Below are 24,710 nucleotides of genomic sequence, written 5' to 3' on the forward strand. Positions count from 1 at the left end.
TACCACTACTGCACTTACATTCATCCATAGCACTGGCCTAGAGGGCCCAGCCTCACCATTTACCTTCCTGATTGACTTAATCTCTACTCCCTACTTTCATGTTAGAACAACTTTCCCTGGCGGTGATTATCATCGTCGCTGTCCTCGTATTGGGTTTTCTGGCCATTGTGGCCCGCATGTACCAAAAGGCTGTGCAAGGTGAGGCCCTAGTACGCACCGGCATGGGCGACACCAAGGTATCCTTTAGCGGCATCTTCGTGGTGCCTATTCTCCATAAGCTGGAGGTGATGGACATCAAGCTGAAAACCATTGTCATCTCCCGGGCTGGCTCTGAAGGGCTAGTTTGCAAAGACAACCTGCGGGCTGATGTGAAGGTGAACTTCTTCGTGCGGGTAAATAAAACGGAGCAGGATGTCATCAACGTGGCCCAGAGCATTGGTGCCCACCGTGCCTCCGACCCCGCCGCCCTAGAAAGCCTCTTTGACGCTAAATTCTCGGAAGCGCTCAAAACCGTGGGCAAGCACTTCGACTTCATTGAGCTCTACAACTCCCGCGAGCAGTTTAAGCAGCAAATCCTGACCATCATTGGCACCGACCTCAACGGCTACGTGCTCGACGACTGCGCTATTGACTACCTAGAACAAACCCCGCTCACGGCCCTGAACCAAGACAACATCTTGGACGCGGAAGGCATCAAGAAGATTATTGCCCTCACTTCGGAGCAGAAGATTCAGGCCAACTCCATTCAGCGCGAGCAGCAGAAAACTATCAAGAAGCAAGACGTAGAGGCCCAAGAGACCATTCTGCAGCTCGAAAAGCAGCTGATTGAAAACCAGGAAAAGCAGAAGCGCGAAGTAGCCAACATCAAGGCGCGTGAGCTGGCTGAAACCGAAAAAGTATTGCAGGAGGAGCGCCTGAAAGGTGAGAAGGCCCGCATTGCTACTGAAGAGGAAGTACGCATTGCCGAGCAGAATCGCGACCGGCAGGTGCTAGTAGCTGAGCGCAACAAGCAGCGCACCGACGCCGTGGAAACCGAGCGCGTTGCTCAGGCCAAAGCGCTGGAAGCCAACGAGCGGGAGCGAATTGTGGCCCTAGCTCAGATTGAGAAGGAAAAGGCCCTGGAAGAAGAGCGCAAGAACATCCAAACCATTATCCGGGAGCGAATCACGGTAGAGAAGGCCACCGTGCAGGAAGAAGAAAAGATCAAGGACACCCGCGCTCAGGCCCAGGCCGACCGCGAAAAGCTGGTAGCCCTTACCGCCGCCAAGCAGCAAGCCGAAGCCGCTACGGTAGCCCTCGTGGGCAATGCCGATATGGAGAAGCAAGCCGCCGAGTTCCGCGCCAAGCAAGCCCTGATTGACGCCGAAGCCGAAAAAGCTTCCGCCGAGTTCAAGGCTCAGGCTATCCGTACTCTGGCTGAAGCGGAAGCCAGTAAAGCCGCCGCCGTAGGCCTAGCCGAAGCCCAGGTAATGCAGGCTAAAGCCACTGCTCGCCAGAAAGAAGGCGAAACCCAGGCCACCGTGCTCCAGCTCACCGCTGCCGCCGAAGCACAAGCCATCCAAGCCAAAGCTGGCGCTCAGGCAGAAGCCGACGAGAAGCTAGGCCTGGTAGCCGCTAAAGTAAACCGCGAGAAAGGCCTGGCTGACGCCGACATCATCCAGGCCAAAGCTGAAGCCGATCAGAAGAAAGGCCTCGCCGAAGCCGCCGTATCGGAGCAGAAATTCGCGGTTGAAGCCAAGGGCATCGAAGCCAAAGCCGACGCCATGAAGAAGCTCGACGGCGTGGGCAAAGACCACGAGGAGTTCAAGCTGCGCCTCGACAAGGAGAAGTCGGTGGAGCTGGCCCAGATCAGCATCCAGAAGGACATTGCCGCCTCCCAGGCCGATGTTATCGGCGAAGCTCTCAAAGCCGCCAAAATCGACATTGTGGGTGGCGAAACGATGTTCTTCGACCAGATCATCGGCTCCATCACGAAAGGCAAAATGGTTGACCGCGCCGTGCACAACTCCGAAGTGCTGGGCACCGTGAAAGACGCCTTCTTCTCCCTCGACGGGGGTGGCGACTTCAAAACCAACCTCCGACGCTTCGTGGATCAGTTTGGCCTGAGCTCCGAGGACATGAAGAACCTCAGCGTCTCAGCCCTACTGCTGAAGATGATGAACCAAGCCGGCGACGACGCCACCCGTGCCACCATCACCCAGCTAGCCGGCACCGCTACGGCTCTGGGTATTAGTGATAAGCCAGCGAAGATGCTAGAGCTGAGGTAACCCCACCCCCCGGCCCCCTCCCCTCCGGGAGAGGGGGAGCCACGGCGGCATAGATGCATGCTTTATCCTGATTCGAAAGTATAGATCAAATATTTCCGTTGATCGTGGAAACTGATTCTGATGAACACTCACCCTATCCCTTTGGCATGTATACCACTGATGCTAAGCAATGGGCTAAGAGTTCAAAGGAGTATGCTCGGGCTAATCGTAAAGATCCGACTCCAGCTGAAAAGCATTTATGGCAAGAACTGCGCGCTCACAAGTTGGGCGTGCAGTTTCGCCGTCAGCATGCCATCCAGCAGTTTATTGTTGACTTCGTATGCTTGCAGGCTTGGCTGATTATTGAAGTCGATGGCAGCATCCACGATGATGTAAGCCAAGCCGAATATGATGGCGGCCGGACGCATGACTTACAGGAAGCGGGCTTTCTGGTCCTGCGCTTCACGAACGAAGACGTGTTACACAATACGCCGCAGGTTTTGCACACCATCATTGAGCACCTAAAAATGCTCCTCCCAACTTATTAAGAGTAGCTTCCCAGCTTCTCAACACTATAATCCACCCACTTACGTCAGGCTCCCCCTCTCCCGGAGGGGAGGGGGCCGGGGGGTGGGGTCCCACCCATGGAACAACTCGAAACCGGCACCTACGAAATCCTGCGCAACCGCCTGCTCAAAAGCAGCACCGACCTCCGTCAGCGCCTGGATACGCTGAATACGGAGCGCAAGCAGGTATTTGGGGCCGTAGATACGCGCCTGCTGGGCACCGGCCGCATTACTACCGAAAACAACTGCCTGGCCTGGGACATGGTACCGGTGGGCCAGCGGTTTATCTTCGGGTATAACGTGGTGCTGGGGTTGAAGGCGGAGCCGGATTTGGCCGACGTGTTTGGGGTGTACGAGTACGCCGAGCACGACTTCCAGCCGCTGGGGCTGGAGCTGTTGCAGAACCCGCAGTTTCTGGAGGAGTTTCGCAACCTGTACCGCTACTACAAGAACACCCAGTTCGTGAAGTTCGCGGTGATTGGGACGCACCTGTTCATGGTGTTTCGGGTGGGCAAGAGCGCCTCGGATGTGAAGACGTTCAAGTGGCTCATGCAGGGCAACACGCTCACTTACCTCGACAACAGATCCGACCACGAGTACACCTTCCCGCCCCAGCACGAGTTCCAGTGGCAGCGCGCTACCCGCGACATGCAGCGCGGCGGCAAGCACCCCCACATCAGCATCGAGGAAAAGGTGTTCGTGGAGACGATTGGCGGCGACCTGACCATCAAAGTCGAGGACAACACCAGCACCGGGCAGGGTATTTTGAGCGAGCCGGTGGATGATAAGGACCAGACTCTCGACGACTCGGAAATCTACTTTGCGGTGGTGGGCAACCTGATTCTGCTCAAAATCCGACCCTACCAGGAGCAGCAATACCGCTACTTCATCTTCAACTTCAAGCTCAAAACCGCCCAGCGCCTCGATGCCCTGACCGATGCCTGTGTGCTGCTGCCCGACGGGCAGGGCCTGATTTTTCCGCACGGCTTTTACCTGCAAACCGGCGACAACAAGCTGTTCGACAACGGCTTGCGGGAGATGCTGTTTGAGAAGCGGGTGGTGTCGCCGAACGGGGAGGATTTCCTGTACGTGTTCTACAACAAGGACCAGGGCACCTACCTGCTGCTGAGCTACAACCGCATTGCGCAGCGCGTGGATAATCCCATTGTGTGCCACGGCTACGCCTTGTTCGAGAACGGGGAGCTGTGCTACTTCCGGGCCGACGACGAGCCCAAGAAGCACCACGCCGTGCAGATCTGGCAGACGCCTTACACGGCCCCGAATTTTGAGCTGCCCGTCACCTCCGACTCCTACCTCTACAAGCTGGGCAACAAGGAGATAGTGCGGGCCATGAGCGAAGTGCAGGAAGTCCTGACGCTGACCGGCAAGGATGACTCCTACGCCGGCCTCTACCTCGACCTGATCCGCCAGACAACCAGCCTCACCGACGCCTACCACTGGCTACGTGAGCCAGCGGCCCAGGCCCTGGCCGAGCCCCTGGGCGAAATCCGCCAGACGGCTACGGCCGCCGTGGAGGAATTTGAGAAGGTGCAGAGTATACGCAAAAACACCGCCCAGCAAACCCAAACCGTTTTCCAGAAAGCCGACGAGCTAGTAGGCCGAATCCGCCGCTCGGCGCCCGATACCGTGACGGAGTTTGTGCAGCTGTTGGGCGAGCTGCGCGGGGTGCGGGGCGAGGTAATTTCCCTGAAGGAGCTGCGCTACGTGGAGCTGCCGGCCGTGGAACAGCACGCCACTGGCCTAGAAGAGTTGAGCAAGGAAGTAGCCACCCAAACCGTGGACTTCCTGCTGCGGCCCGATGCCCTCCTGCCCTACGCCCAGCGCGTGCAAGCCATTGCCGATGGCGTGGAGCAGGTGCAGAAAACCGTGGAGGCCGACCAGCGCGAGCAGGAAACTACCGCCGTGGCCCAGGAGTTGGAACTGCTGATTGAGGTAGTGAGCAATCTGCCCATCCCCGACCCGACCCAGACCACGGCCATCATCGACAACATTTCGACGGTGTACGCCCGCTTCAACCAGATTCGGGCGGCGCTGAAGCGGCGGCGGCAGGCCCTGGCTGGCACCGAGGCCCAGGCCGAGTTTACGGCCCAGCTCAAGCTGCTGGAACAGGCCCTCACCAACTACCTCGACCTGGCCGACACCCCCGCCAAGTGCGACGAGTATCTGACCAAGCTCATGGTGCAGCTGGAGGAACTAGAAGGCAAGTTCCCTGACTTCGACCAGTTTATCGAGCAGCTCACCACCCGGCGCGAGCAGGTAGTAGAAGCCTTTGAGTCGAAGAAAACGGCCCTGGTAGCCGCCCGCAACCAGCGCGCCACGGCCCTGCTGCAAAGCGCCGAGCGGCTGCTGAAAGCGGTGCAGAGCCGCCTCACCCGCTTAGAATCGGTGGCGGATATCAACGGGTACTTTGCCGCCGATGTGATGGTGGAGAAGGTACGCCAGACGGCTCAAGAGCTCATTAACCTCGGCGACTCGGTGAAGTCGGATGACGTGTTGAGCCGCCTGAAAACCCTGCGCGAAGACGCCGTGCGCCAGCTCCGCGACCGGGCCGACCTGTTTGCCGACGGCGGCCAGACCCTCAAGTTCGGCCCCCACGCCTTCACCGTGAACACCCAGCCCCTGGAGCTGACCGTGGTGCTGCGCGACGACGCCCTGCACTACCACCTCACCGGCACCAACTTCTTCCAGAAGATAACCGACCCCACCCTGCTGGCTGCTAGGCCAGTCTGGGAGCAAACCGTAGTATCGGAAAACCAGGACGTATACCGGGCCGAGTTCCTGGCCTGGCGCATCCTGCAGGCCGCCCAGCACCCCGTGCCGGCTAACCCCGAAGCTGGCCACCCCGCCGTGCTGTCGGTTGCCGAGCTAGGCCACCTCAGCGCTGCCGAGCTGCTAGCCTACGTGCAGCAGTTTATGGCCGCGCGCTACCAGGAAGGCTACCTCAAAGGCGTGCACGACCACGACGCCGCTCTGCTGCTCACGGCCCTGGTGCGCCTCACCCGCACGGCAGACCTTCTCCGCTACCCCGCCGACACCCGCGCCGCCGCTGCCCTCTACTGGCTGCGCTTCGCTGACCCCGACCAGCGCGCCCACTGGGAGCGGCAGCTCCAGGGCATCGGGGTGCTGCTGCAGGTGTTCCCCGATTCGCAGGAGTTTGACGAGCTGAAAACCGAGCTGCAAGCCGCCGTGGAAACCTTCGCTCAGCAAACCGGCCTCTTCACCCTAGGCCAGGTAGCAGAGGCCGGCGACTACCTCTTCCACGAGCTGACTCACACCGGCACCTTCATCATTGCCGCCGAAGCTGCCGAGCTGTACCAGCAGTTCCAGAAGCAGCTGCAGGAGCGCCAAGCCACGGAGTTGTTTCAGCAATCGGTGACTGGCCTACAAGACCAGCCTGCCGCCCAGCTACCCCTGATTCGGCAGTGGCTACAGGCCTACCTGCGCCAGGCCCCGGCCGCTGCTACCCTCTCGGATTTCTGTAACGAGTGCGCGGTGCTGTTGCTCACCGGCACCTACGACCCCGCCCGCGTGGTGCATACGCCCCTGCGCGAAACGCTGGCCGACTTCCAGGGCACACACGCCCGCCTCGCCGACGACCGTACCTACCAACTCAACTTCCCCGACTTCCGCCGCCGCCTGCTGCACTACGACCGCGCCACAGTGGCCCAGTACGAGCAGTTTCAGGAGCTGAAGAAGCAGCTGCTGGTGCGGGCCGCCCAGGATCTGCGTCTGGAAGATTTCCGGCCGCGGGTGCTCACGTCGTTTGTGCGCAATCAGTTGATTGACAAAGTGTATCTGCCGCTGATTGGGGCCAACCTGGCCAAGCAGATCGGGACGGCCGGCGAGGGCAAGCGCACCGACCTCATGGGCCTGCTCCTGCTCATCTCACCGCCCGGCTACGGCAAAACCACACTCATGGAGTACGTGGCCAACCGCCTAGGCCTCATCTTCATGAAGATCAACGGGCCAGCCATTGGGCACGCCGTAACCAGCGTTGACCCCGCCCAGGCCCCCAACGCCGGGGCGCGGCAGGAGCTGGAAAAGCTGAACCTGGCCTTCGAGATGGGCGACAACGTGATGATTTACGTGGACGACATCCAGCACTGCAACCCCGAGTTTCTGCAGAAGTTCATCTCCCTCTGCGACGCCCAGCGCAAGATTGAGGGCGTGTACGAGGGCCGCGCCCGCACCTACGACTTCCGGGGCCGCAAGGTGGCGGTGGTGATGGCCGGCAACCCCTACACCGAAAGCGGCGACGTGTTTCAGCTGCCCGACATGCTGGCCAACCGCGCCGACATCTACAACCTCGGCGACATTCTCACGGCGGGCTCCGAGGAAGCCTTCCGCCTCTCCTACCTCGAAAACGCCCTCACCAGCAACACCTCCCTGGGCCGCCTGGCCACCCAAAGCCCTCAGGACGTGCCCGCCCTCATCCGCCTCGCCGAAACCGGGCAGCAGGACGGCCTCAGCTTCGAGGGCAACCACTCCCCCGAAGAGCTGAACGAGTACGTGGCGGTGCTGCAAAAGCTGCTGCGCCTGCGCGACGTGGTGGCCCACGTGAATGCGGCCTACATTGCCAGCGCCGCCCAGGCCGACGCCTACCGCACCGAGCCACCGTTCAAGCTGCAGGGCTCCTACCGCAACATGAACAAGCTGGCCGAGAAAGTGCGCCCCGTGATGAACGACCAGGAAATTACGGACCTGCTGGCCGCCCACTACGAAAGCGAAGCCCAAACCCTGACCAGCGCCACCGAAGCCAACCTGCTCAAGCTGCGCGAGCTGCTGGGCTGGCTCACCCCCGCCGAGGAAGCCCGCTGGCAGGAAATCAAAGCCACCTTCCGCGACAACCTCCGCAACTCCGGCGCTGGCCAGCTCCTACAGATGCTCGATAAGCTAGAAAGCATTGCCGGCGGCCTGAGCGGGATCAAAGATGTTTTACATAAAAGAACGTATTGATAAACCCTTTTTTTTCAAACAATTACAATAAATTTAGAATGAAAAAAACTTCGTCACTCAAAGCAATTGAATCACTGCCTGATATCATTAGCAACCTAAAAGACTGGGCAAAAGAAACGTTTGAGGAAAATGCTAAAATAGTATTAGACAATTCAAGTGGCACACTAGGCTTAGCAATAAAACTCATAGGGAAGCCTATGATCGAGTCCTATTTCAATCAACTAGCAGCAGACAAACTAAATAACTTTGGATTAAAGTCATATCTCAAGGCTTCTTACAATCAAGCTTGCTTATCAATATCCATCATAGAAGATAATATAACTAATTTTTCTTCTGACGAAATCAAAAAATCGCTTTTAGAAACATTAGATTATCAAATCAATTTCACTAGCACAAGTCAGCTACTTCTAATCTTTCAGCCCAAATATCACCCAGCAGTTGTAAGCACAAAAGAAGCGTTCATTGATTTATTGTTTAAATCTGGAATGAACAATGAATCTATTGAATTATTTAAAAAAGATTTTAATACTTATATTGAAAAGCAAATAGCAGATGAGTTTGGAGAAGAATACAATACTCATTTAGATAATATAAAAAAACATATACTACAAGAGAATGAAGTAAGCCTATTATTATCCATGGTTAATCTTGGCAGGATAGGGTTTAGCGAAGATGAAAACCTCCATTACGAAAAAACATATGCAGAATGGAAAGAGGTACAAAGCATAAACGATTACACCTCAACTACTAACAACGAGAGCAACAACTTATCAGATGAAGAATCAAAAAACTTTATTTTACACGAATCTTCTTTAAAACCTGCCACTGAGCTTATAGAATCATACTTTAAAATTGACCCAACTAATCACTTAGACAAGATCCTGTTTATTGTTGCAGATTTTGGCAAGGGCAAGTCTGTTTTTCTTCGTAAACACGCTTCTGACTTAGCGAAAAAATACATTTCATCTGGAGAAGTATATATACCTATATACTTTAATCTACGTAATTTTAATAACTACTCTACCACTTCCAGTTTGGGAGTTATACACGATTTCCTTTTAAATGACTATGCAATAGACATTAATTCAGAATACTATAAATCAAAAAAATATTTTTTTCTAGTAGACTCCTTAGACGAAAGTGGAGAGTTAAATAGAACATCAATTTCAAAGGTTTTAGAATCAATTAAAAGAATTCAAAATTTAGATAAAACTAAGTATAGAACCAATAAAATCATTGTTACAACAAGGCCATTCGATGCAGGCTTAGAAGAATTTTTAGAGCATTACAAGCCCTATAAAATTAAAACAAAAAAAGATAAAGATGCTAGCGTGTATATTTCTTTACACGGCTTCAAGAGTGACCAATTTAATAACTGGCTCAATCACACCTTGAAGCAATTAAGTATTAAAATAAACATTACAACACCCCAATTCATAAAAAGTATTATACACAACATCGAAAATAATAATCAATCTAACATATACAATGAATTACTTGAAAATAACACTCTTTCAAGAAGCGAATTACAGAGACCTATTTTTGCATATATGATATATCAATTAATAGTTAATAACATTGATTTTTTACGAGTTGGAAAAATAGGTGTATATCTTTCATTCCTAAACCTTTTATCAAAAGAAGCCAAACACATAAACGACCCAAATTATACCGTAAATTTAAAAGAAGAATTTGAATTCAGAAACATACTCCATGCCATATCTTCTCTTTGGATGTTTGAAAGACATCAGGGAAAACAGGGGGCGCTGAATAAAGCAGATATATGTCGCGTGTTAGATGGAGAGAAGTCAGGGGAGTCTAATGAGGATATTTTAAAAAGATATAAAGATCAAAAAGTTTTAGAAATAGAATTTCTTTCGCATTCATATTTTGGAGAAAGCAGCAACACGTTACACTTTCAACACCAGTCCTTTGCGGAAATTTTGTTAGCTGAATACTACTTAAAAGTCTTCATAAAGTTTGCACTTGACGAAGACAGTAATACAGAGGAAGCAAGAGCAAAACTCATATTAGGACATCCAACAGACCAGACTATAAGCTTTTTTAAAGAGCTACTTCAGTTATTAAAAGAAACTGCAACAAAAGAAGCTTCGGAAGATATTATACAAAAACGCAGGCTACTTTTTCCATTATTAGCATCGTTATCAATCAGGAAAAACAATTTGCTTTTATGCAATGAATTATCATACAATTGGTTCAAAAAACATAATTTAGATCATAATTCATCGGAATACCCAGAAGAACTGTTAAAAGATTGGTGCATAACTGAAAATCACATATTAAAAATATGTCAGCTATCAAGAAATATATTAAATTCTAACAATATATATTATTTAACAGAATCAGAGAGAAAAAATTCATTGTTTAACAAAGAATTAACCTTAATTAAAAATAAAAACAGTTTTCAAATTAAGTCTCAGATAGACAAATGGCTAGCTTTAATCACTGGCAATTCTCTATACACAAACACAAAAGATACGAGCAATTTAAAATTATTTAATCTCGATTTTAATATTGAATACATCAATCTATTTGAATTAATAGATAACTCATATGGCCTTAAAAATAGCTTTAACAGTGTACCACATTGGGGCAACGATTTATTCAAAGGGATAGACATGAAAGGAAATAGTAATACTATATATATACACAGAATAATAGGCCCACTTGATTTTTCACATTCTTATTTTTGCAGAATAGATTTCATGGGGAGCTTATTTGTGGATACAAAATTTAATGACTGCACTTTTAATGAAACATCATTTGCCTATTCAACAATGTTTAGAGTAGATTTCAACAATATCAAATTCATAAGCAACTCGTATTCACATGGCCATTGCATTAATATACATAATAGATTAATTCCATTTGATATTTTTGATGACAATAGAAACAGCCCTATTTACAATTCTTATGACAAAATTATTATACCTCATATTGTCAAATATGAGGAATTAGTTCACGATGATTACACCCATACCAATCAAATATCTGTTACTTTTCATTCATTTTTAAATACATTAAGACCTTTTCTTAAATATCAGCTAAAAAACAAGAAAATCACTTTAAGAAAGCTAAATAGCTATTTGAAATTTGAAAACAAGGAAAACAAGGAAGCATATTACAACAGCTTAAAGTAGTATATTTTTATAAATTTAAAAACCCATAAGCATATTAATAGCTACAAATCAACTCACAGTTATACTGCGGCAAGGTTAGTACAAGCAAAGCCCTTACCCGGTATAGCTGTGAGTAATTATGTGTTATTGCACAAGCCTAGCCAAAGATGATCATACTTTAATTATCAAAGCTTTCTAATACTAATTACTGACAATTTGTTTTCGCACAAATTGTGAAACAGGCTATTAATATGAGCTTTCGTAAAGCTGCACATTATAGTATAACAACAAAGAAAGAAGTGATGTACCCCCAACCAGCTGGCTAGATACTTATATCAGCAGGACTACAGAACGCTGTGCCCAATAAACCTACGCAGCTATATATATTTCCGCAAACGCTTATGTATGCAAAACCTTATTAGGAGAACTTTCCAACAACACCTAGTAAGTATACCTTGCTACCCAGCTAAACCCTCTTTCTTATGGGCAAGCAATACGCCGCCATCAGCTCTGAAATTCAAGCGTTTATCGAGCAGCAGCATATTTTCTTCGTGGGCACAGCCGCCGCGGATGGGCGCGTCAATATCTCGCCCAAGGGCCAGGACACCCTGCGCGTGCTCGACGACCACCGCGTGGCCTGGCTGAACCTAACCGGCAGCGGCAACGAAACCGCCGCCCACCTGCTGGAGGTAAACCGCATTACCCTGATGTGGTGCGCCTTCGAGGGCAAGCCCAACATCCTGCGCCTCTACGGCACCGCCACCATGTACCACCCCCGCGACGCGGAGTGGGCCGAGCTGCTACCCCTGTTCCCGCCCCTGCCCGGCTCTCGGCAGATAGTGGTGGTAGCGGTAGACCTGGTGCAAACCTCCTGCGGCATGGCCGTGCCTTTCTTCGAGTACCGGGCCGAGCGCGACGAGCTAAATGATTACATGGAACGGCGCGGCCCTGAGCAGGTAGAGCAGTACTGGCATAACCGCAACGCCCGCAGCATCGATGGCAAGCCCACCGGCATCTAGGCTAGGCCACATGCAACCCATGAAGTTTGTCGCTTCGTTTTTTGATACCAGCAACGCGTAAGCCATGTGGTCCTGTCTGGCCGCTTACTGACTGGGCGGTGCCACTGACGAAAGCCACAGCAGCTTCACCGCCTTTTGAGTGCTTCGGGCAATCCGCTTTTAGTGTTGTAAGGGGAGTAATGATGCCTTACGGCCGGCTTGAATTTTACGCTCGCAGAAAATGACCACCTGGCCTACCGCAGTCTGCCACACGAACGGCATCAGCATCCACTACTCCCGAACCGGGGGAGACAAACCACCGGTACTGCTGCTCCACGGCTTAATGACCAATGGCTTGTGCTGGACTGAGTTGACCCGGGCACTAGAGCCGGCGTACGACGTCATCATGCCTGATGCCCGCGGGCACGGCCAGTCGAGCGCGCCCGACAACGGCTACCGCTACGAAGATCATGCTGCTGATAGTATCGGGCTGATCCAGGCCCTGCGGCTTCCTCCGGTCTTCCTGCTAGGCCACTCCATGGGCGGGATGACGGCCGCCGTAGTAGCCAGCCGCGCCCCCAGCCTGGTGCGCGGGGTAATCCTGGCCGACCCAACCTTTTTGAGCCCGGAAATGCAGCGCGAGGTTTGGGCTAGTGACGTGGCTGAGCAGCACCGGCAGATGCTTCAGCTTTCGTTGGCAGAAGTAGTAGCCGACGCGCGGGCCCGGCATCCTACGCGGACCTCGGAAACCCTGGAGCTGTTCGCCCGGGCCCGCCTGCAAACCAGCCTCAGCGCTTTTGAGGTGCTCAGGCCGCCGAACCCCGATTTCAGGCAAGTAGTGCGCACCATACAAGTGCCCAGCCTGCTCTTGTTCGGTGACAAAGGCATTGTTTCGGCGGATGTTGCCGCGGAGCTGCAACGGCTTAACCCCCAGCTGCAGAAGGAGCAACTTCGGGCCGCCGGCCACACTCTCCACCTCGACCAGCCCAAACGCTTTACGGCCGTAGTCCGAGATTTCCTGCGAGCCACCGCAACCGCTGCACCTTGAGCTTTTACCTTATTTTCGGGCTTGTAGACAACCGCGCGTAACTAATGCTCGTGTTCATTCAGCCCGTTATGCTATTACCCACAAGCTTAGTTAGCTATTGGGGGTATTCTTCTGCAGTGGTTTCAGCAGCACGTGGTCTGCGTAGAACGTCCCGAACGGCACCACACAGGACAGCAATACCTTGCCGAGGGTAGCAGCCGGCCACCGGTCCTCTAGGCCTATCCGCAGGCTATTGACGATGAACAGCAGGAACATCGCCCCATGCACCGGCCCTAGCGCCCGCACCAGCGTGGGGTCGTGATAGAAGTATTTCAGCGGGACGGCCACGCCTATCAGCAGCAGTAGCGACAGGCCTTCGGCGTAGCCCAGCAGGCGCAGGCGGCCAATGGGTGATTTTAACATGGTCAGAAGAGGGTTGCGTGGCGCGAAGCTGTACTTCGCGTTCCTTGTTGGAGGATGGTTTCATTGCCAGGAGTCCCCCAGCGTTGCGAGCTCGCGCTCAGCGCGCAACAACACGTTGGGCTGGCTCAGAAGCGGAAGTAGGGCCGGCTGGCCAGCGGCGAGAACGGCCACGGCACGGCCAGCAGCATGAGCAGCAGCGCCGCCGTAAACCACAGCGCCATGGTGCGGAACCGGGCCAGATCATCTGTGCGGCGCTTAGCCAGGGCCGAGCCAACGGTCAGGACGACGATGGCCGTGACCATGAGCAGGGCGTGCAGCAGGCCAAAAAACAGGGTGCCGGGCGTGTGCTCGGCATCGCGGAGGTGAAAGGTGCCCACCACTGGACTGACGGCATAGAGCCCGAAGCCAAGCAACAGCTGCACGTGAGCCAGCGTGGCCGCAGTGTGGCGCGTGGTGTTGTCGAGGGGCGAGAAGGTGTGCCCACCGAGCCAGCCGCGGTAGGCCCGGAACAGCCCGAGCAGCAACCCGGCCAGCACTACCCAGCGCATAAATGAGTGCAGCGTCAGCAGTGTGAGGTACATGGGCTAGGCCGCGCTAAGCGTGAAACGACGGCTGGCTTTCAGGCAACCCCGCCGCCAGAGCCGCCGCGGAATGGAGTAGGTGAAGAGTAGAGGGACGATAAGTCATGAGGCAAAGGCAACAAGTACAGCTGCAAAGCTCCGCCCCCGCCCAGCGTTTTGGCTAGCACGCAGCCGGCCGGAATCAGGACAAATCCTGCTGTTTGCGGTAAGCCAGCGGCGCTAGGCCACTATGCTTCCGAAACAGGCGGCTGAAGTAGGAGGCATCGGCCACACCCACGGCCAGCGCTACCTCGCTCACGGGCCAGGTGGTTTGGGCCAGCAGCACTTTGGCTTCCAGCACAATGCTTTCCTCAATCCAACGGGCCGGCGACTTGCCCGTAACGCGGCGCACGCATCTGCTCAGGTGGTCGGGCGTGATGTGCAGCTGCTCGGCGTAGTCGCTCACCCGGTGCGTGGTAGTCACCGACGCAGCCAGCAGCTGCTTAAAGCGGGCCGTAAGTTGGGCTGCCGCGCCGGCTTCGGCGGGCTCCGCCGCGACGTAGGCCCGCCCCAGCTCGTGCAGCAACGCCAGCAGGTAGGCCCGGATAACCTCGGGGTAGCGCAGCTGCTGGGTGTCGTATTCCACTACCAGCCGGTGCAGCAGCTGCTCGGCAAATTCACCTATTTCCTGGCCTAGCCGAATGACGGGCTGCCCCCAGAAACGCAGAAACTCAAACGAACCCAAGGCTTCGGCCCCGCTGCCACGGCCCCCAAGCAGCAGGTCGTCGTGGAAGTGGCAGATATAGCCCGTGTTCACGTCGCCGGGCCCGAAGGAGTACACCTGCCCGGCCCGCACCAGCAGCACCTCGTTCGGGCCAATAGTGTAAGTTTCGGGGCCGATGTGCATACGGGCCGTGCCCGTGCGCACGTACAGCAGGTTGTGCGACGTGGACCGCCCCGGCGGCAGCGGCCGGGTAAAGAGCGGGTACATCTGCTCCACCGGCATGATGAAAAACCGCTCCGCCTCCGGGGTTAGCAGGTGCTGCAGCGCCGCCGGCTCCGAGAGAAACTCTTGGAGGTAGGTTTGGGGGTTGTACGTGCTAATGGAGCCGGGTTGCATGTCACGCAGATTCACTTGCGCAAACATACGGCGCTGCCCGCAACGCCCGCTAGAGGGCGGCAACGTTGCGCAAGTGGGTGAGCCAGGCTAGCCGGTTTGCTACAGCTAACAGCAGGCTAGCTGGTGTTTTATACCAACGCTGCTCACAGAGTCCAGCCCGGGGTATTCGGTGCAGGGCCACAGGAAGCCTTGCTGCGGGAGACCGGGTATTAAAATTGGTTAAACGTAACCACGCTGATGAATCAGCACGACGAGGGGCGGAAGCTTTCGACCAACGCTCGTTCTTTACAACGCCCGCAGCCTCAACGGCAAGGCCGCTAGTATCTATACTAGGCCACATGTACCCTTACGGTTAGCGGGGCTACGTGGTTAAGCGGGCTCCCACAGCTCTAGCTTGTTGCCGTCGGAATCCAAAATATGCACGAATTTGCCGTAGTCGTGGCTCGTGATGCCATCCAGAATGGTTACTCCGCTGGCGGCGAGCTGGCCTACCAGCGCTTCAATATTCTGCACCCGGTAATTAATCATAAACTCCCTGGTAGAAGGCGCAAAATAGTTGGTGCCCCTGGGAAAAGGGCTCCACTGCAGAGACGTAACCTCGTCGGGGTTGTCGGCGCTCCGGGAGGTAAAGGTTGCGCCCCAGTCGGTGGTTTCCAGCCCCAGATGCTGGGCATACCACTCCCGGGTGGCCTGGGGGTTGTCCGAGATAAAGAAAATGCCGCCGATGCCCGTCACCTTGGGAGGTAGGGCGCCAGCCGGCGAGGCAGGGGCCGCTTCGTTGTTCTGGTCTTCCATATGGCTATCGGTGCTGACTAAGATGCGCGTATACGTTCTGCTACTCCCGAAAATATACACCACTACCACCCATTTTAGGTTGAGCGGGCAGCAAGAGTGACTTTCCCTTGAGAGAACGTCATGTCGAGCGGAGTCGAGACATCTCGCGTGCTGACGTCGTCATGGTAACCCAACCCACTAGCACATCATCCTGAGCTTGTGAAGCACCCTGTCACGGTAGCACGAGGCGCTAGGCCAATAGTTCTGGCTTGACAAGATCCTTCGCTGCACTCAGGATGACGTGCTATGGGAGAGCTCTAAGCCAGTTTTATTATTTGCCCACCATCAGCACGCGAGATACCTTGACCAGCTCGACATGACGGGCTCGCGGTAGGCCGTACTAGGCCACCTCAGTGTAACCCGACAACGTCTGCCCAAGGTGCTACTGCCGCTGCCTAGAACTCGAAGGTTTCGCAGTGGAGCACGGTGGGCTCGAACTCCAGTAAGTACTGCGCATCCTCGGGGTAGTAGCGGGCCTGCTCGTACTGCTCGCCGGCAAAGCGCTTGATGCTCTCGTAACTGTCCCAGCGCGTTACCGTCCAGAAATGGCACACTTCCGCCTCCACCCGCCGCAACACCTGTACCCCCAGGTTGCCCGGCGTATTCTTATAATCAGCGATACCCGATTCCTGCAAGTACTGCAGATAGGACTCGGCGTGGTGGGCGGCGGTGATGCCGTGCCAGATGCGGGTAATTAGCATAACGAAAGATAATGGGTAGGAATAGGTCAGAAAAAGCTTCAGCAGAATTGCCTACGTGAAAAGCAGCAGAGGTGCCCTTGCCGATTTTCCAGATCTAACGCAGCCGCCTGCCTATTTAGCCCGCTCGATTACGTTATGCTGGCCTAGGTTGGTAACAGTGGGCGTGCCGCCGCGCCAGGTTACGGTGTTGTTGTCGCCGGTTACCTCAATTGCTTTCACGTCTTCCAGCGCAACCACATTGTTGCTGCCGGTAACGCTACATTCCCGGCCCTGCCCTGTGAACGTAGCCGTATTATCGTCGCCGGTTAGCTCAATGTTCTGCCTCTGTAAAGCCAGCGTTTGCACGGTGTTACTGCCATTGATGACAATATCCTCAGCAGAAGACGCACTCGTAGCACTTTCCACTTGCTGAGCAGCATGGCTAGCCCGCGAGGCCTCGCCAGTGGCAGACGGAATGGAATCCGATCCGGATAGTTCGGAGTGAGTTTCGCCTGACGAGCAAGCGCCTAGGCCTGTCCCAACAGCCAGCAGCAACATCATAGCAGTTTTACGAATCATACTTCATGGTTTATAAATAGGAAGAGTTTTGCCACAAGGTAACGAGCTAGCAGTACACGGATGCAACTGCCTCTCCTCTTACTACGGGGTACAACCGTCTAACCCGCAATTGGCTCCGGCAACCATGTCTCCTCTCGGTTAGGTAGCGCTCAATAGGGTAAGATTTATTGCATAGGCCTACTGATACTTACAACTCCCCAAACGCCGCAACACCCAGCCCTACGGTGGCAGAACCGGGTGTTGCGGGTAACTCGCTCGCAGCCGCGGAGCGACGGCTGGCCGTTATGCGTAGGTTTCGGTGCGGCCGGTGGTGGTAGCCACCGGTTCCGTGGTTAGGTCGCTCACATATTTCCAAACACCAGTGGCGGCGCTGCTGGTGAAGCTCTCTTCCAGGTGGCCTCGGCGCGAGGCGTCGAGGTAGTGTAGGTCGTTGATGAGGGCTGTGTTGATTTGCTCGAAGCCCTGCACCGCCGCTGCGTTGCCGCCGAAGAAGGCCTCGAAGCCCGGCGACGACACCGAGGAGCAGGCAAACTCCACCCCTGCCCGGCGGCCAGCGCTGGTGCTCAGGTCGCTGTACCAGGCGTTGTGCATAGGCTTCCAGCGTCCTTACCCAGCAACGCCTAGGCTGGAACCCCACGCACACTGCCCTCCTCCCCGATCTTGAAAGGGGACACTACCTCTCTATGTAGCCGGTCATTGCCCAGTGCAACAGGGCCTAGCTAGTCATGTTGCATTAGGCAGAGTAATGAGGGTAATCATACGCCTTACTAAGGATATATCCACCTAATCAAAAAGCCCGTGTCATGCTTCTACTACAGTGGGCATGACACGGGCTTAATGGGGTTTCGTGGTTGTCTCTATTATCCTCAGAAAGCGCTGGGCCAGTTGACGACTATCGGAAAGTAGCTAAGCTAGTCCTTCCATTTTTGAGCGATACTAATAGCGGTTTCCAGCATGTGCGGCTCCCATTCCTCAATTTTCCAGGCTGAGTAGGCCAGGGATGAAGTTTGCAGTTGCTGCCGAGCAGCCTCGAACGAAGGGGCGTTTTCCAGAATATGAGAAAGCTGCTGCTGTTGCGCATGAAGCTGAGCATCTTCTGCCACTGGGCCCGACGACAAGGGCTGTTGGGACAGGAACAAGTTGGTAGTGCGGCGCAACGTGGTACTTCGATGCCGGTTTACCAGCTCCTGCATGCGATGGAAGTCGGCCCGGAAGTTGGCCTGGCTCAGCTCGGTTCGGAGGCCGGTTCCCAGCTGTTCTAGCACTACATACTTCAGGTTAGGGCAGCGAGGCAGAGTAAGTTCCAGTAGTTGAAACACCTCCTCCGGCACAGACTCATCGTGGGTATCGCGCCGGATTTGACGACCCGGCACCTGCCCCGAGTTTTCCCAGCTACCGCCCGAAATATGGATTTCCCGCACCCTCTCCAACGGATACAGCGTAACCAGCTCCTCATACGGGAGGGAGAAGTTGTGGAGCTGGCAAAACACGTTGTGCAGGTCCAGAATCAAGAAGCCGTTCACCGGTTCTACCAGCTTTTCCAGAAACTCGCCATGCCGTTTTACTTCGTCGGGGGCATAGGCGAAAGCCAGGTTTTCTAGGCCTACGGGGCACCCACAGGCCTCTTGCATCCGGCGGAGGCGGTCTTGCCCAATGCGCAAGGTGTTGCTACCGTACGGAATAGGCAGGGGTGCTCCGGAATGGAAGTTCTGGCCTGTAAAAAACCCGAAATGTTCGGTGACATGGTCGAAAGCAAACTGCTTGGACAGCTCCCGCAGGTGCTGCAGCCACTGCTGCTGCTCCGCCGTCCAGCGTCCGGAGAGCAGGGAAAAGTACACCCCATGCCCTACCAGCCGGTGTTGAGCGGCATAAGCCTGCAACAGCTCCGTAAACCATTCGGGCATTTGCTCTGCCCAGAACAGCGTATCAAACGCCCACTCCAGAGCCTCCACCCGTCCTTCCTCCAGCAACGGAAACGCCGCCGTGAGAATATTGGCGTCGAGGTTACAGGCGATGGAAGCGCAGATTTCTGATGTATCGGCTTTGACAGGCTGGTTAGGCATACTCATGGCTTAGCCCAAGCCACAGCCGGGGCAGCTATCGGGCACTTTAGGGCTTTTTTTGCTGGGCTTACCCTGCTCCTCCTTAGGCGTGGGGTCGTCTTTCTTGATGCAGCTGGTGGTTTGAACTGTTAGCCCCACCAGCACGGCGCCGAGTACTGCTTGTGATAATTTCATCGAAGTAGAGTTGTTTTTCAGATAGACACAAATTCACTTTTCACTGGTAAGAGCCCGCTACTGAATGCATGGTTGCATTGGTGGTAGCAGCTTTTGATTACAACGTTTATATAAGACTATCCAGTAGGTTCACGGGTGTTCAGCAGGTCAAGCAAATCAACCGAGCCGTACGCCAAGTATCGCAAGCAAACAGGTATAAGCCCTAGGCCTCTAGAGCACTACAAGCTTCGAACATTTCTTCTGTTACTCAACATGAGTGGCCTAGCGCCGTAACGCAGGAGGAAACTTTGCTTTCTCCCTTGACGTGACTACTGCTACCAACTCTACCCCTTACCTTCTGCTGATTCGCTGCCCTGATGAACCTGGTCTGATTTACCACATCAGTCGGGTGTTGTATGGGCACGGCTTGAATATTCTGCGCAACGATGAGTTTGTGGAGCGCACCGCTAGCTCTTTCTTCATGCGTACGGAGTTTACGGGCACCTTTCACGCCGATGCCCTCTTGCAGGAGCTACGCGAGGCGCTGCCCGCCGCGGCCGACATTCGCCTCTCCGACAACCGCCCCAAGAATATTGTGCTGCTGGTGACCAAAGAGCATCATTGCCTAAGCGAGCTATTGGTGCGCCACGCGTTTCAGGAGCTGCATGCCCGTATTTTGGCGGTAGTGAGCAACCACGAGGTGCTCGGTGACCTGACCCGGCAGTTTGGCGTACCGTTCCACTACGTGAGCCACGAGGGTAAAAGCCGGGAAGCGCACGAGGCCGAAGTGCGGGAAGTGCTGGATGGATATGCGCCCGAATATGTGGTGCTGGCCAAGTATATGCGCATCTTGTCCCCGGAGTTTGTAGCCGCCTATGCGAACCGGCTCATCAACATTCACCACTCGTTTCTGCCGGCATTTGTGGGGGCTAGCCCCTATGCTCAGGCCTACGAGCGGGGAGTGAAGATTATTGGGGCCACGGCTCACTTCGTGAATGAGCAGCTCGATCAGGGGCCCATCATTGCGCAAAGCGTTATCCCCATCGACCACACCCACAGCGCCGCTGAAATGGCCCAAGCTGGCCGCGACGTGGAGAAGATTGTGCTGGCCCGCTCGCTCCGTCTGGTTTTTGCCGAGCGGGTTTTCGTGCATCGAAACAAGACAATCATCTTCGATTAGCTTTTTCCCTATCCCCCTTTTACCTCTAAACACTCGTACTGGGCACAGGCCACGTGGCAATGTGCTTGCCCATTCACTTTATCAGCACCCTTCTTTACGCTCATATCCATGGATCAGAATTCGCGCAAAGGCATTGTGAAAGAGCTCACGGAGTTTCTTACCAAGGGTAATGCTCACGCTACGTTTGAAGACGCCTGCGCTGATATCTCGGTGCGTCACTTGAACCAGCACGTCCCAGACCTGCCCTACACCGTGTGGCAGCTGGCGGAGCACATCCGAATTGCGCAGTGGGACATTGTGGAGTTCTGCATCAACCCAGAGCATCAGTCGCCGAAGTGGCCTGATGAGTACTGGCCAGCTCCCGAAGCAACCGTAGACGAAGCCGGGTGGCAGCAGACCCTCACCCACATCAAACAAGACCGCGACCGGTTCATTGAACTGCTCCAAGACCCCAACCAGGACCTGCTGGCTCCTCTCCCCCACGGCACTGGTCAAACTCTCCTGCGGGAAGCCTTCCTGATTGCCGATCATGCAGCCTACCACACCGGTCAGATAATACTAGTGCGGCGGTTGCTGAAAGATTGGGAATAGCGTGGCCTCTAGGCCACATATGAGCGCTACCACGCCGAAAGTCAGGAGAAGTTTGGTTGAAGCTGTAACACGGTGAAGCCTGGTTCCTTCTCTGCGTAGAACCAACCTGCAGTGTTGGGTAACGGCTACACCGAACCGATTTAGTGCAGTAACTCATTCTGCACGGGTTGTTGCACTGCATCGGTGTTTGCGGGAGCCAGCAGCGGTTTTTCGGTGGTGATGTCCTTGGTTTCTGGTACGCTGAACCAGTAGAACAACAGGCCTAGCACGGCAATACCAGCCAGAGAAACAAACCCAGTAGCATAGCCAAAGTGCTTGACGATGTAGCCGGCCAAAATGCTGCTTAGTGCGGCTGCTAGGCCTATGGCCGAATACACCACGCCCTGCAGCAGGTTAAACCGGCCGGTGCCTTTACTCAGGTCGGCAATCATTAGAATGCTGACTACTCCAAATATGCCCGCTCCTAGGCCATCCAAGAGCTGAATGGCGGTCAGCATGTAAGGATTGGCGATAAAGGCAAACAGCAAGGCCCGGACAGGCAGCAGCAGAAAGGCCACGAACATGATTTTCTTGCGGCCATTCTCGGCATTGCGACCGGCGAAAGACGCCACAAAAACCATCACGCCCTGAGCAATAATGATGGCGGCCGACAAATACAGGGAGGAGTTTTCCTTATCCAACAGTCCCATTTTCTGGCCTACCAAGGGCAACATGGCCCCGTTGGCGAGGTGGAACAGGGCCATAGCAATGGTAAACACTAGGATGCTGCGGTTCGTGAACAGCGACTTGATGCCAGCCGTGTTCGGGGCTTGGGTGGTGGTGCCGGCTCCGCGGGCTACTTCGTGGTCAATGTCCTTTTCCTGAATGATCAGCACGCCCACAATCAAGGCCACGCACTGAAAAATGGAGAAATAGAAGATGCCTTCGTAGGAAATAAACCGGCCAATCAGCCCCGCAATAATAGCGGCCAGCATGTTGCCGAGGTGGTTGAAGCTCTCGTTTCGCCCAATGCGCTTGTCTAGCAGCGCATGCCCCACCATGCCCAGCGTAATAGCAGCCACGCACGGCGCATACACCGACTGCGTGAGTCCCACCACCGCCTGCGACAGAAAAATGGGGTAGAACTTGGCGCTGAGCACTACTACCAAGCAGCACACTGCAATAACCACAGAAGCCGCCATCAGCAGCAGACGCTTATGCCGGGTACGATCGATGAGGGCGCCTGCCGGGGCCTGCACCAGAATGCCTACTAGGCCAGGTACGGCAATAACCAGCCCTATTTCATCGGGCTGCCAATTTCTGACGGTGAGCAGGTATACCGATAGGTACACGCCTACTCCGTCCTTCACATCGGCCATTAACAGATTAACCCAATCCAGCCCCCGCAAGCTGCGCACTGATGCTTCCATACCTCCCTTGGTTACACTCCTCACCTCCAACTACGGCGCTTGGGGGCGTGGGTACGCTAGGGCTGAGGTAGGCTCAACCTTTGAATATGGTTACTTCTCAGCTGTATTCTGCGGGTAACTCAAGCGCGCCAGTGAGCTAGAAATAGGCTTGGCCCACGTGTGATAGGCAGCGCTTTCAAACTTATATTAGCCAGCATATATACTACTGATTTGCAAAGACCTATCTTCCAGCAAGTGAACGTTAACTTATTCTATCCGTGAGAAAGCTATTTCTGCTGCTAGCGTTGCTAAGTGCCGCTGCCCCGAGTTTTGCCCAAGCCACCCGACCCAAGCCAGTTCCTAGGCCAATGGCCACTATGCAACAGCTCACCGACTCTATTGAGCACATTATGCGGCGGGAGCATATACCTGGCCTGATGCTGACCATTATCTCACCCGACTCGTTGCAGCGCTTTGTGGGTGGCCTAGGCTTGGCTGATGTGGAGCACCAGAAGCCCGTAACGCCCAACACGCTCTTTCGCATTGGCTCCGTCACGAAAACCTTTGTGACGGTGGGGCTGATGCAGCTGGTTGAGCAAGGTAAACTCAGCCTTAATGATGAAGTACGGAAACTGGCGCCCGAAATTCCCATCGATAACCCGTGGGAGGCCACTGACCCCGTGCGCGTGGTGCACGTGCTAGAGCACACCGCCGGCTTCAACGACATGCAGGCCAACCACGTGTACAACACCACCGATACCGACCTGCCGGGAGCCACCTCAGTGCAGTTATTCCGAAACGAGTTGCGCTGCCGCTGGCGCCCCGGTGAGCGAATGTCGTACTCTAACCCCGGTTATGAAGTAGCGGGCTATCTGCTGGAGAAGATCAGCGGGCAATCGTACCAAGACTACCTAACGCAGCATCTGCTGCGCCCCCTGGGCATGCCTGATGCTACGCCAGCGTTGCGACCCGCTAGCAACTCCAAGCTGGCTCAAGGATATTCCTATGAGGCGGGAGGCTACCGCCGCCTCCCCTTACTACCCATTTATGCCGGGCCTGCTGGCTCCATGAGTGCCTCTGCCGAAGATATGGCCCACTGGGTGGAGTTCTTTCTGCACGATTTCCGGGCGCCCGATGGCACGGCACTGCTCCGGCCCGCCAGCCTCCGGGAGATAGAAACGCCGCACAGCCCCCTCGAGGCCAGAGCGGGCCTGCCAACTGGGTACGCCCTAGCCAACTCGCTGATAAACTGGAAGGGGAAGACCTCCTTTCGGGGCCATAATGGGGGCATTGAGGGGTTCATCTCCACCTTTGCCTACAACCGCGCGCTGGGCATGGGCTATGCGATGTCCAATAATGGCGGGCAAAGTCTCAGCACCATTGAAAAGCTGGTTCGGGAGTTTCTGTTGCGCCAAGCCCCAACAGCAGCAGTGCCTGTCCCGGCACCTCTTAACGTAGCCGCCGTAACGCCTTATCTAGGCCACTACCAGGACGCGGCTCCCCGCAACCAGCTCTTCGGCCTGGGCGATTACCTGCTCGGCGACAAGCAACTGGTACAGCGGGGGCAGTTGCTCCTGCTGCAGCCTCTCTTCGGTGACGCCGATACGCTGCTGCCCGCTAGCGCTCTCACCTTCCGTCGGCCAAACCATGTTTTGCCGAGCGCCGTGCTAACCCGTGACCGGGAGGGGCAGCGCATGCTGGTGCTCTCTGGCAGCTATTACCAAGAGGCCAGCGCCACTTGGTGGTGGGTGCGCCCGGCGTTGTTTGGCCTGAGCCTACTGCTGATTCTAACATCGAGCCTTGCCGGGCTGGTGTGGCTCATTTATGCCTTGCGGCGGCAACTGCCACGTGCCCAGGTGCTGCCCCGCCTTCTGCCACTACTGGCCACCACGGCCCTAGTCACCACCATTGTAGCTTTTGTGAGTTTGGCTAATCACATCTGGTATGCTGGCAATTTCACTACCCAAACTGCGCTGCTAGCCCTAGCCCCACTGGCTTTTGTGGTCTTTACCTTGGCCGGACTCCTGCTCACGGTGCGAACTTTTCGTCGGTTCCGCAGCCGGGCAGTGGCCTGGTATTTACTGCTCACGTACGGCGCGCTGAGCTGGCTGGCAGTAGTGCTGACTTCCTACGGCTGGATGAGCCTGCGACTGTGGGGCGTATAGGCTCCAGCAGGCTCAACAGA

Annotated in this window: 19 protein-coding genes; 9 read left to right on the forward strand and 10 right to left on the reverse strand. The window is 54.7% G+C overall.

What is annotated here, in order from left to right; all coding sequences use genetic code 11:
• Nucleotides 1-98 precede the first annotated feature (98 nt).
• The 6 genes from EU557_RS15425 to EU557_RS15450 all read left to right on the forward strand — a co-directional run bounded on the left by EU557_RS15425 (nucleotide 99) and on the right by EU557_RS15450 (nucleotide 12,975).
• A complete protein-coding gene (locus EU557_RS15425; RefSeq protein ID WP_245326289.1) occupies nucleotides 99-2,267 on the forward strand; it encodes a flotillin family protein in 2,169 nt (722 codons plus the stop codon).
• A 146-nt stretch (nucleotides 2,268-2,413) separates the two neighbouring features.
• A complete protein-coding gene (locus tag EU557_RS15430) occupies nucleotides 2,414-2,794 on the forward strand; it encodes an endonuclease domain-containing protein (protein ID WP_135531355.1) in 381 nt (126 codons plus the stop codon).
• A gap of 96 nt (nucleotides 2,795-2,890) precedes the next feature.
• The gene (locus EU557_RS15435; RefSeq protein WP_135531356.1) at nucleotides 2,891-7,789 is read left to right on the forward strand and encodes a DNA repair ATPase; all 4,899 of its coding nucleotides are present in this window, start codon (nucleotides 2,891-2,893) and stop codon (nucleotides 7,787-7,789) included.
• A gap of 38 nt (nucleotides 7,790-7,827) precedes the next feature.
• Nucleotides 7,828-10,950: an NACHT domain-containing protein gene (locus EU557_RS15440; RefSeq protein ID WP_135531357.1), complete on the forward strand. Its 3,123-nt coding sequence runs from the start codon at nucleotides 7,828-7,830 to the stop codon at nucleotides 10,948-10,950.
• Between the two features lie 461 nt (nucleotides 10,951-11,411).
• The gene (locus tag EU557_RS15445; RefSeq protein WP_135531358.1) at nucleotides 11,412-11,948 is read left to right on the forward strand and encodes a pyridoxamine 5'-phosphate oxidase family protein; all 537 of its coding nucleotides are present in this window, start codon (nucleotides 11,412-11,414) and stop codon (nucleotides 11,946-11,948) included.
• Between the two features lie 220 nt (nucleotides 11,949-12,168).
• Nucleotides 12,169-12,975 (forward strand): alpha/beta fold hydrolase, encoded by an 807-nt coding sequence (locus EU557_RS15450; RefSeq protein WP_135531359.1) that lies wholly within the window; start codon nucleotides 12,169-12,171, stop codon nucleotides 12,973-12,975.
• A gap of 90 nt (nucleotides 12,976-13,065) precedes the next feature.
• Here the strand turns inward: EU557_RS15450 and EU557_RS15455 are convergent, their stop codons facing one another.
• The 9 genes from EU557_RS15455 to EU557_RS25540 all read right to left on the reverse strand — a co-directional run bounded on the left by EU557_RS15455 (nucleotide 13,066) and on the right by EU557_RS25540 (nucleotide 19,387).
• Entirely contained in the window at nucleotides 13,066-13,377 is a 312-nt protein-coding gene (locus tag EU557_RS15455; protein WP_135531360.1) for a DUF3817 domain-containing protein, read from the reverse strand.
• 125 nt (nucleotides 13,378-13,502) lie between these two features.
• Nucleotides 13,503-13,958, reverse strand: a complete 456-nt coding sequence (locus tag EU557_RS15460) for a hypothetical protein (protein WP_135531361.1) — start codon at nucleotides 13,956-13,958, stop codon at nucleotides 13,503-13,505.
• 181 nt (nucleotides 13,959-14,139) lie between these two features.
• Nucleotides 14,140-15,084 (reverse strand): helix-turn-helix domain-containing protein, encoded by a 945-nt coding sequence (locus EU557_RS15465; protein WP_135531362.1) that lies wholly within the window; start codon nucleotides 15,082-15,084, stop codon nucleotides 14,140-14,142.
• A gap of 342 nt (nucleotides 15,085-15,426) precedes the next feature.
• A complete protein-coding gene (locus tag EU557_RS15470) occupies nucleotides 15,427-15,852 on the reverse strand; it encodes a VOC family protein (protein WP_135531363.1) in 426 nt (141 codons plus the stop codon).
• A gap of 434 nt (nucleotides 15,853-16,286) precedes the next feature.
• Nucleotides 16,287-16,592, reverse strand: coding sequence for an antibiotic biosynthesis monooxygenase (locus EU557_RS15475; protein ID WP_135531364.1), 306 nt, complete (start codon nucleotides 16,590-16,592; stop codon nucleotides 16,287-16,289).
• A gap of 111 nt (nucleotides 16,593-16,703) precedes the next feature.
• Nucleotides 16,704-17,150 carry a DUF3060 domain-containing protein gene (locus EU557_RS15480; RefSeq protein WP_135531365.1) on the reverse strand — a complete coding sequence of 149 codons (447 nt, stop codon included), beginning with the start codon at nucleotides 17,148-17,150 and terminating at the stop codon, nucleotides 16,704-16,706.
• 282 nt (nucleotides 17,151-17,432) lie between these two features.
• Nucleotides 17,433-17,741, reverse strand: coding sequence for a metallophosphoesterase family protein (locus EU557_RS15485; RefSeq protein WP_135531366.1), 309 nt, complete (start codon nucleotides 17,739-17,741; stop codon nucleotides 17,433-17,435).
• A 320-nt stretch (nucleotides 17,742-18,061) separates the two neighbouring features.
• The gene (locus EU557_RS15495) at nucleotides 18,062-19,213 is read right to left on the reverse strand and encodes a multinuclear nonheme iron-dependent oxidase (RefSeq protein WP_135531367.1); all 1,152 of its coding nucleotides are present in this window, start codon (nucleotides 19,211-19,213) and stop codon (nucleotides 18,062-18,064) included.
• A gap of 9 nt (nucleotides 19,214-19,222) precedes the next feature.
• Complete coding sequence (locus EU557_RS25540; protein WP_167855232.1) at nucleotides 19,223-19,387, reverse strand: chryseobasin-related MNIO class RiPP peptide; 165 nt, start codon at nucleotides 19,385-19,387, stop codon at nucleotides 19,223-19,225.
• Nucleotides 19,388-19,691: 304 nt separating this feature from the next.
• Between EU557_RS25540 and purU the strand changes: the two genes are divergently transcribed.
• Both purU and EU557_RS15505 read left to right on the forward strand, forming a co-directional pair.
• Entirely contained in the window at nucleotides 19,692-20,546 is an 855-nt protein-coding gene (gene purU, locus EU557_RS15500) for a formyltetrahydrofolate deformylase (protein WP_135531368.1), read from the forward strand.
• 108 nt (nucleotides 20,547-20,654) lie between these two features.
• Nucleotides 20,655-21,137 carry a DinB family protein gene (locus EU557_RS15505; protein WP_210116066.1) on the forward strand — a complete coding sequence of 161 codons (483 nt, stop codon included), beginning with the start codon at nucleotides 20,655-20,657 and terminating at the stop codon, nucleotides 21,135-21,137.
• A gap of 140 nt (nucleotides 21,138-21,277) precedes the next feature.
• Here the strand turns inward: EU557_RS15505 and EU557_RS15510 are convergent, their stop codons facing one another.
• Complete coding sequence (locus EU557_RS15510; RefSeq protein ID WP_135531370.1) at nucleotides 21,278-22,546, reverse strand: MFS transporter; 1,269 nt, start codon at nucleotides 22,544-22,546, stop codon at nucleotides 21,278-21,280.
• A 257-nt stretch (nucleotides 22,547-22,803) separates the two neighbouring features.
• Between EU557_RS15510 and EU557_RS15515 the strand changes: the two genes are divergently transcribed.
• Entirely contained in the window at nucleotides 22,804-24,690 is a 1,887-nt protein-coding gene (locus EU557_RS15515; RefSeq protein ID WP_135531371.1) for a serine hydrolase domain-containing protein, read from the forward strand.
• The last annotated feature ends 20 nt before the right edge of the window (nucleotides 24,691-24,710 follow it).

It is taken from the genome of Hymenobacter wooponensis, from assembly GCF_004745865.1.
Lineage (GTDB): Bacteria > Bacteroidota > Bacteroidia > Cytophagales > Hymenobacteraceae > Hymenobacter > Hymenobacter wooponensis.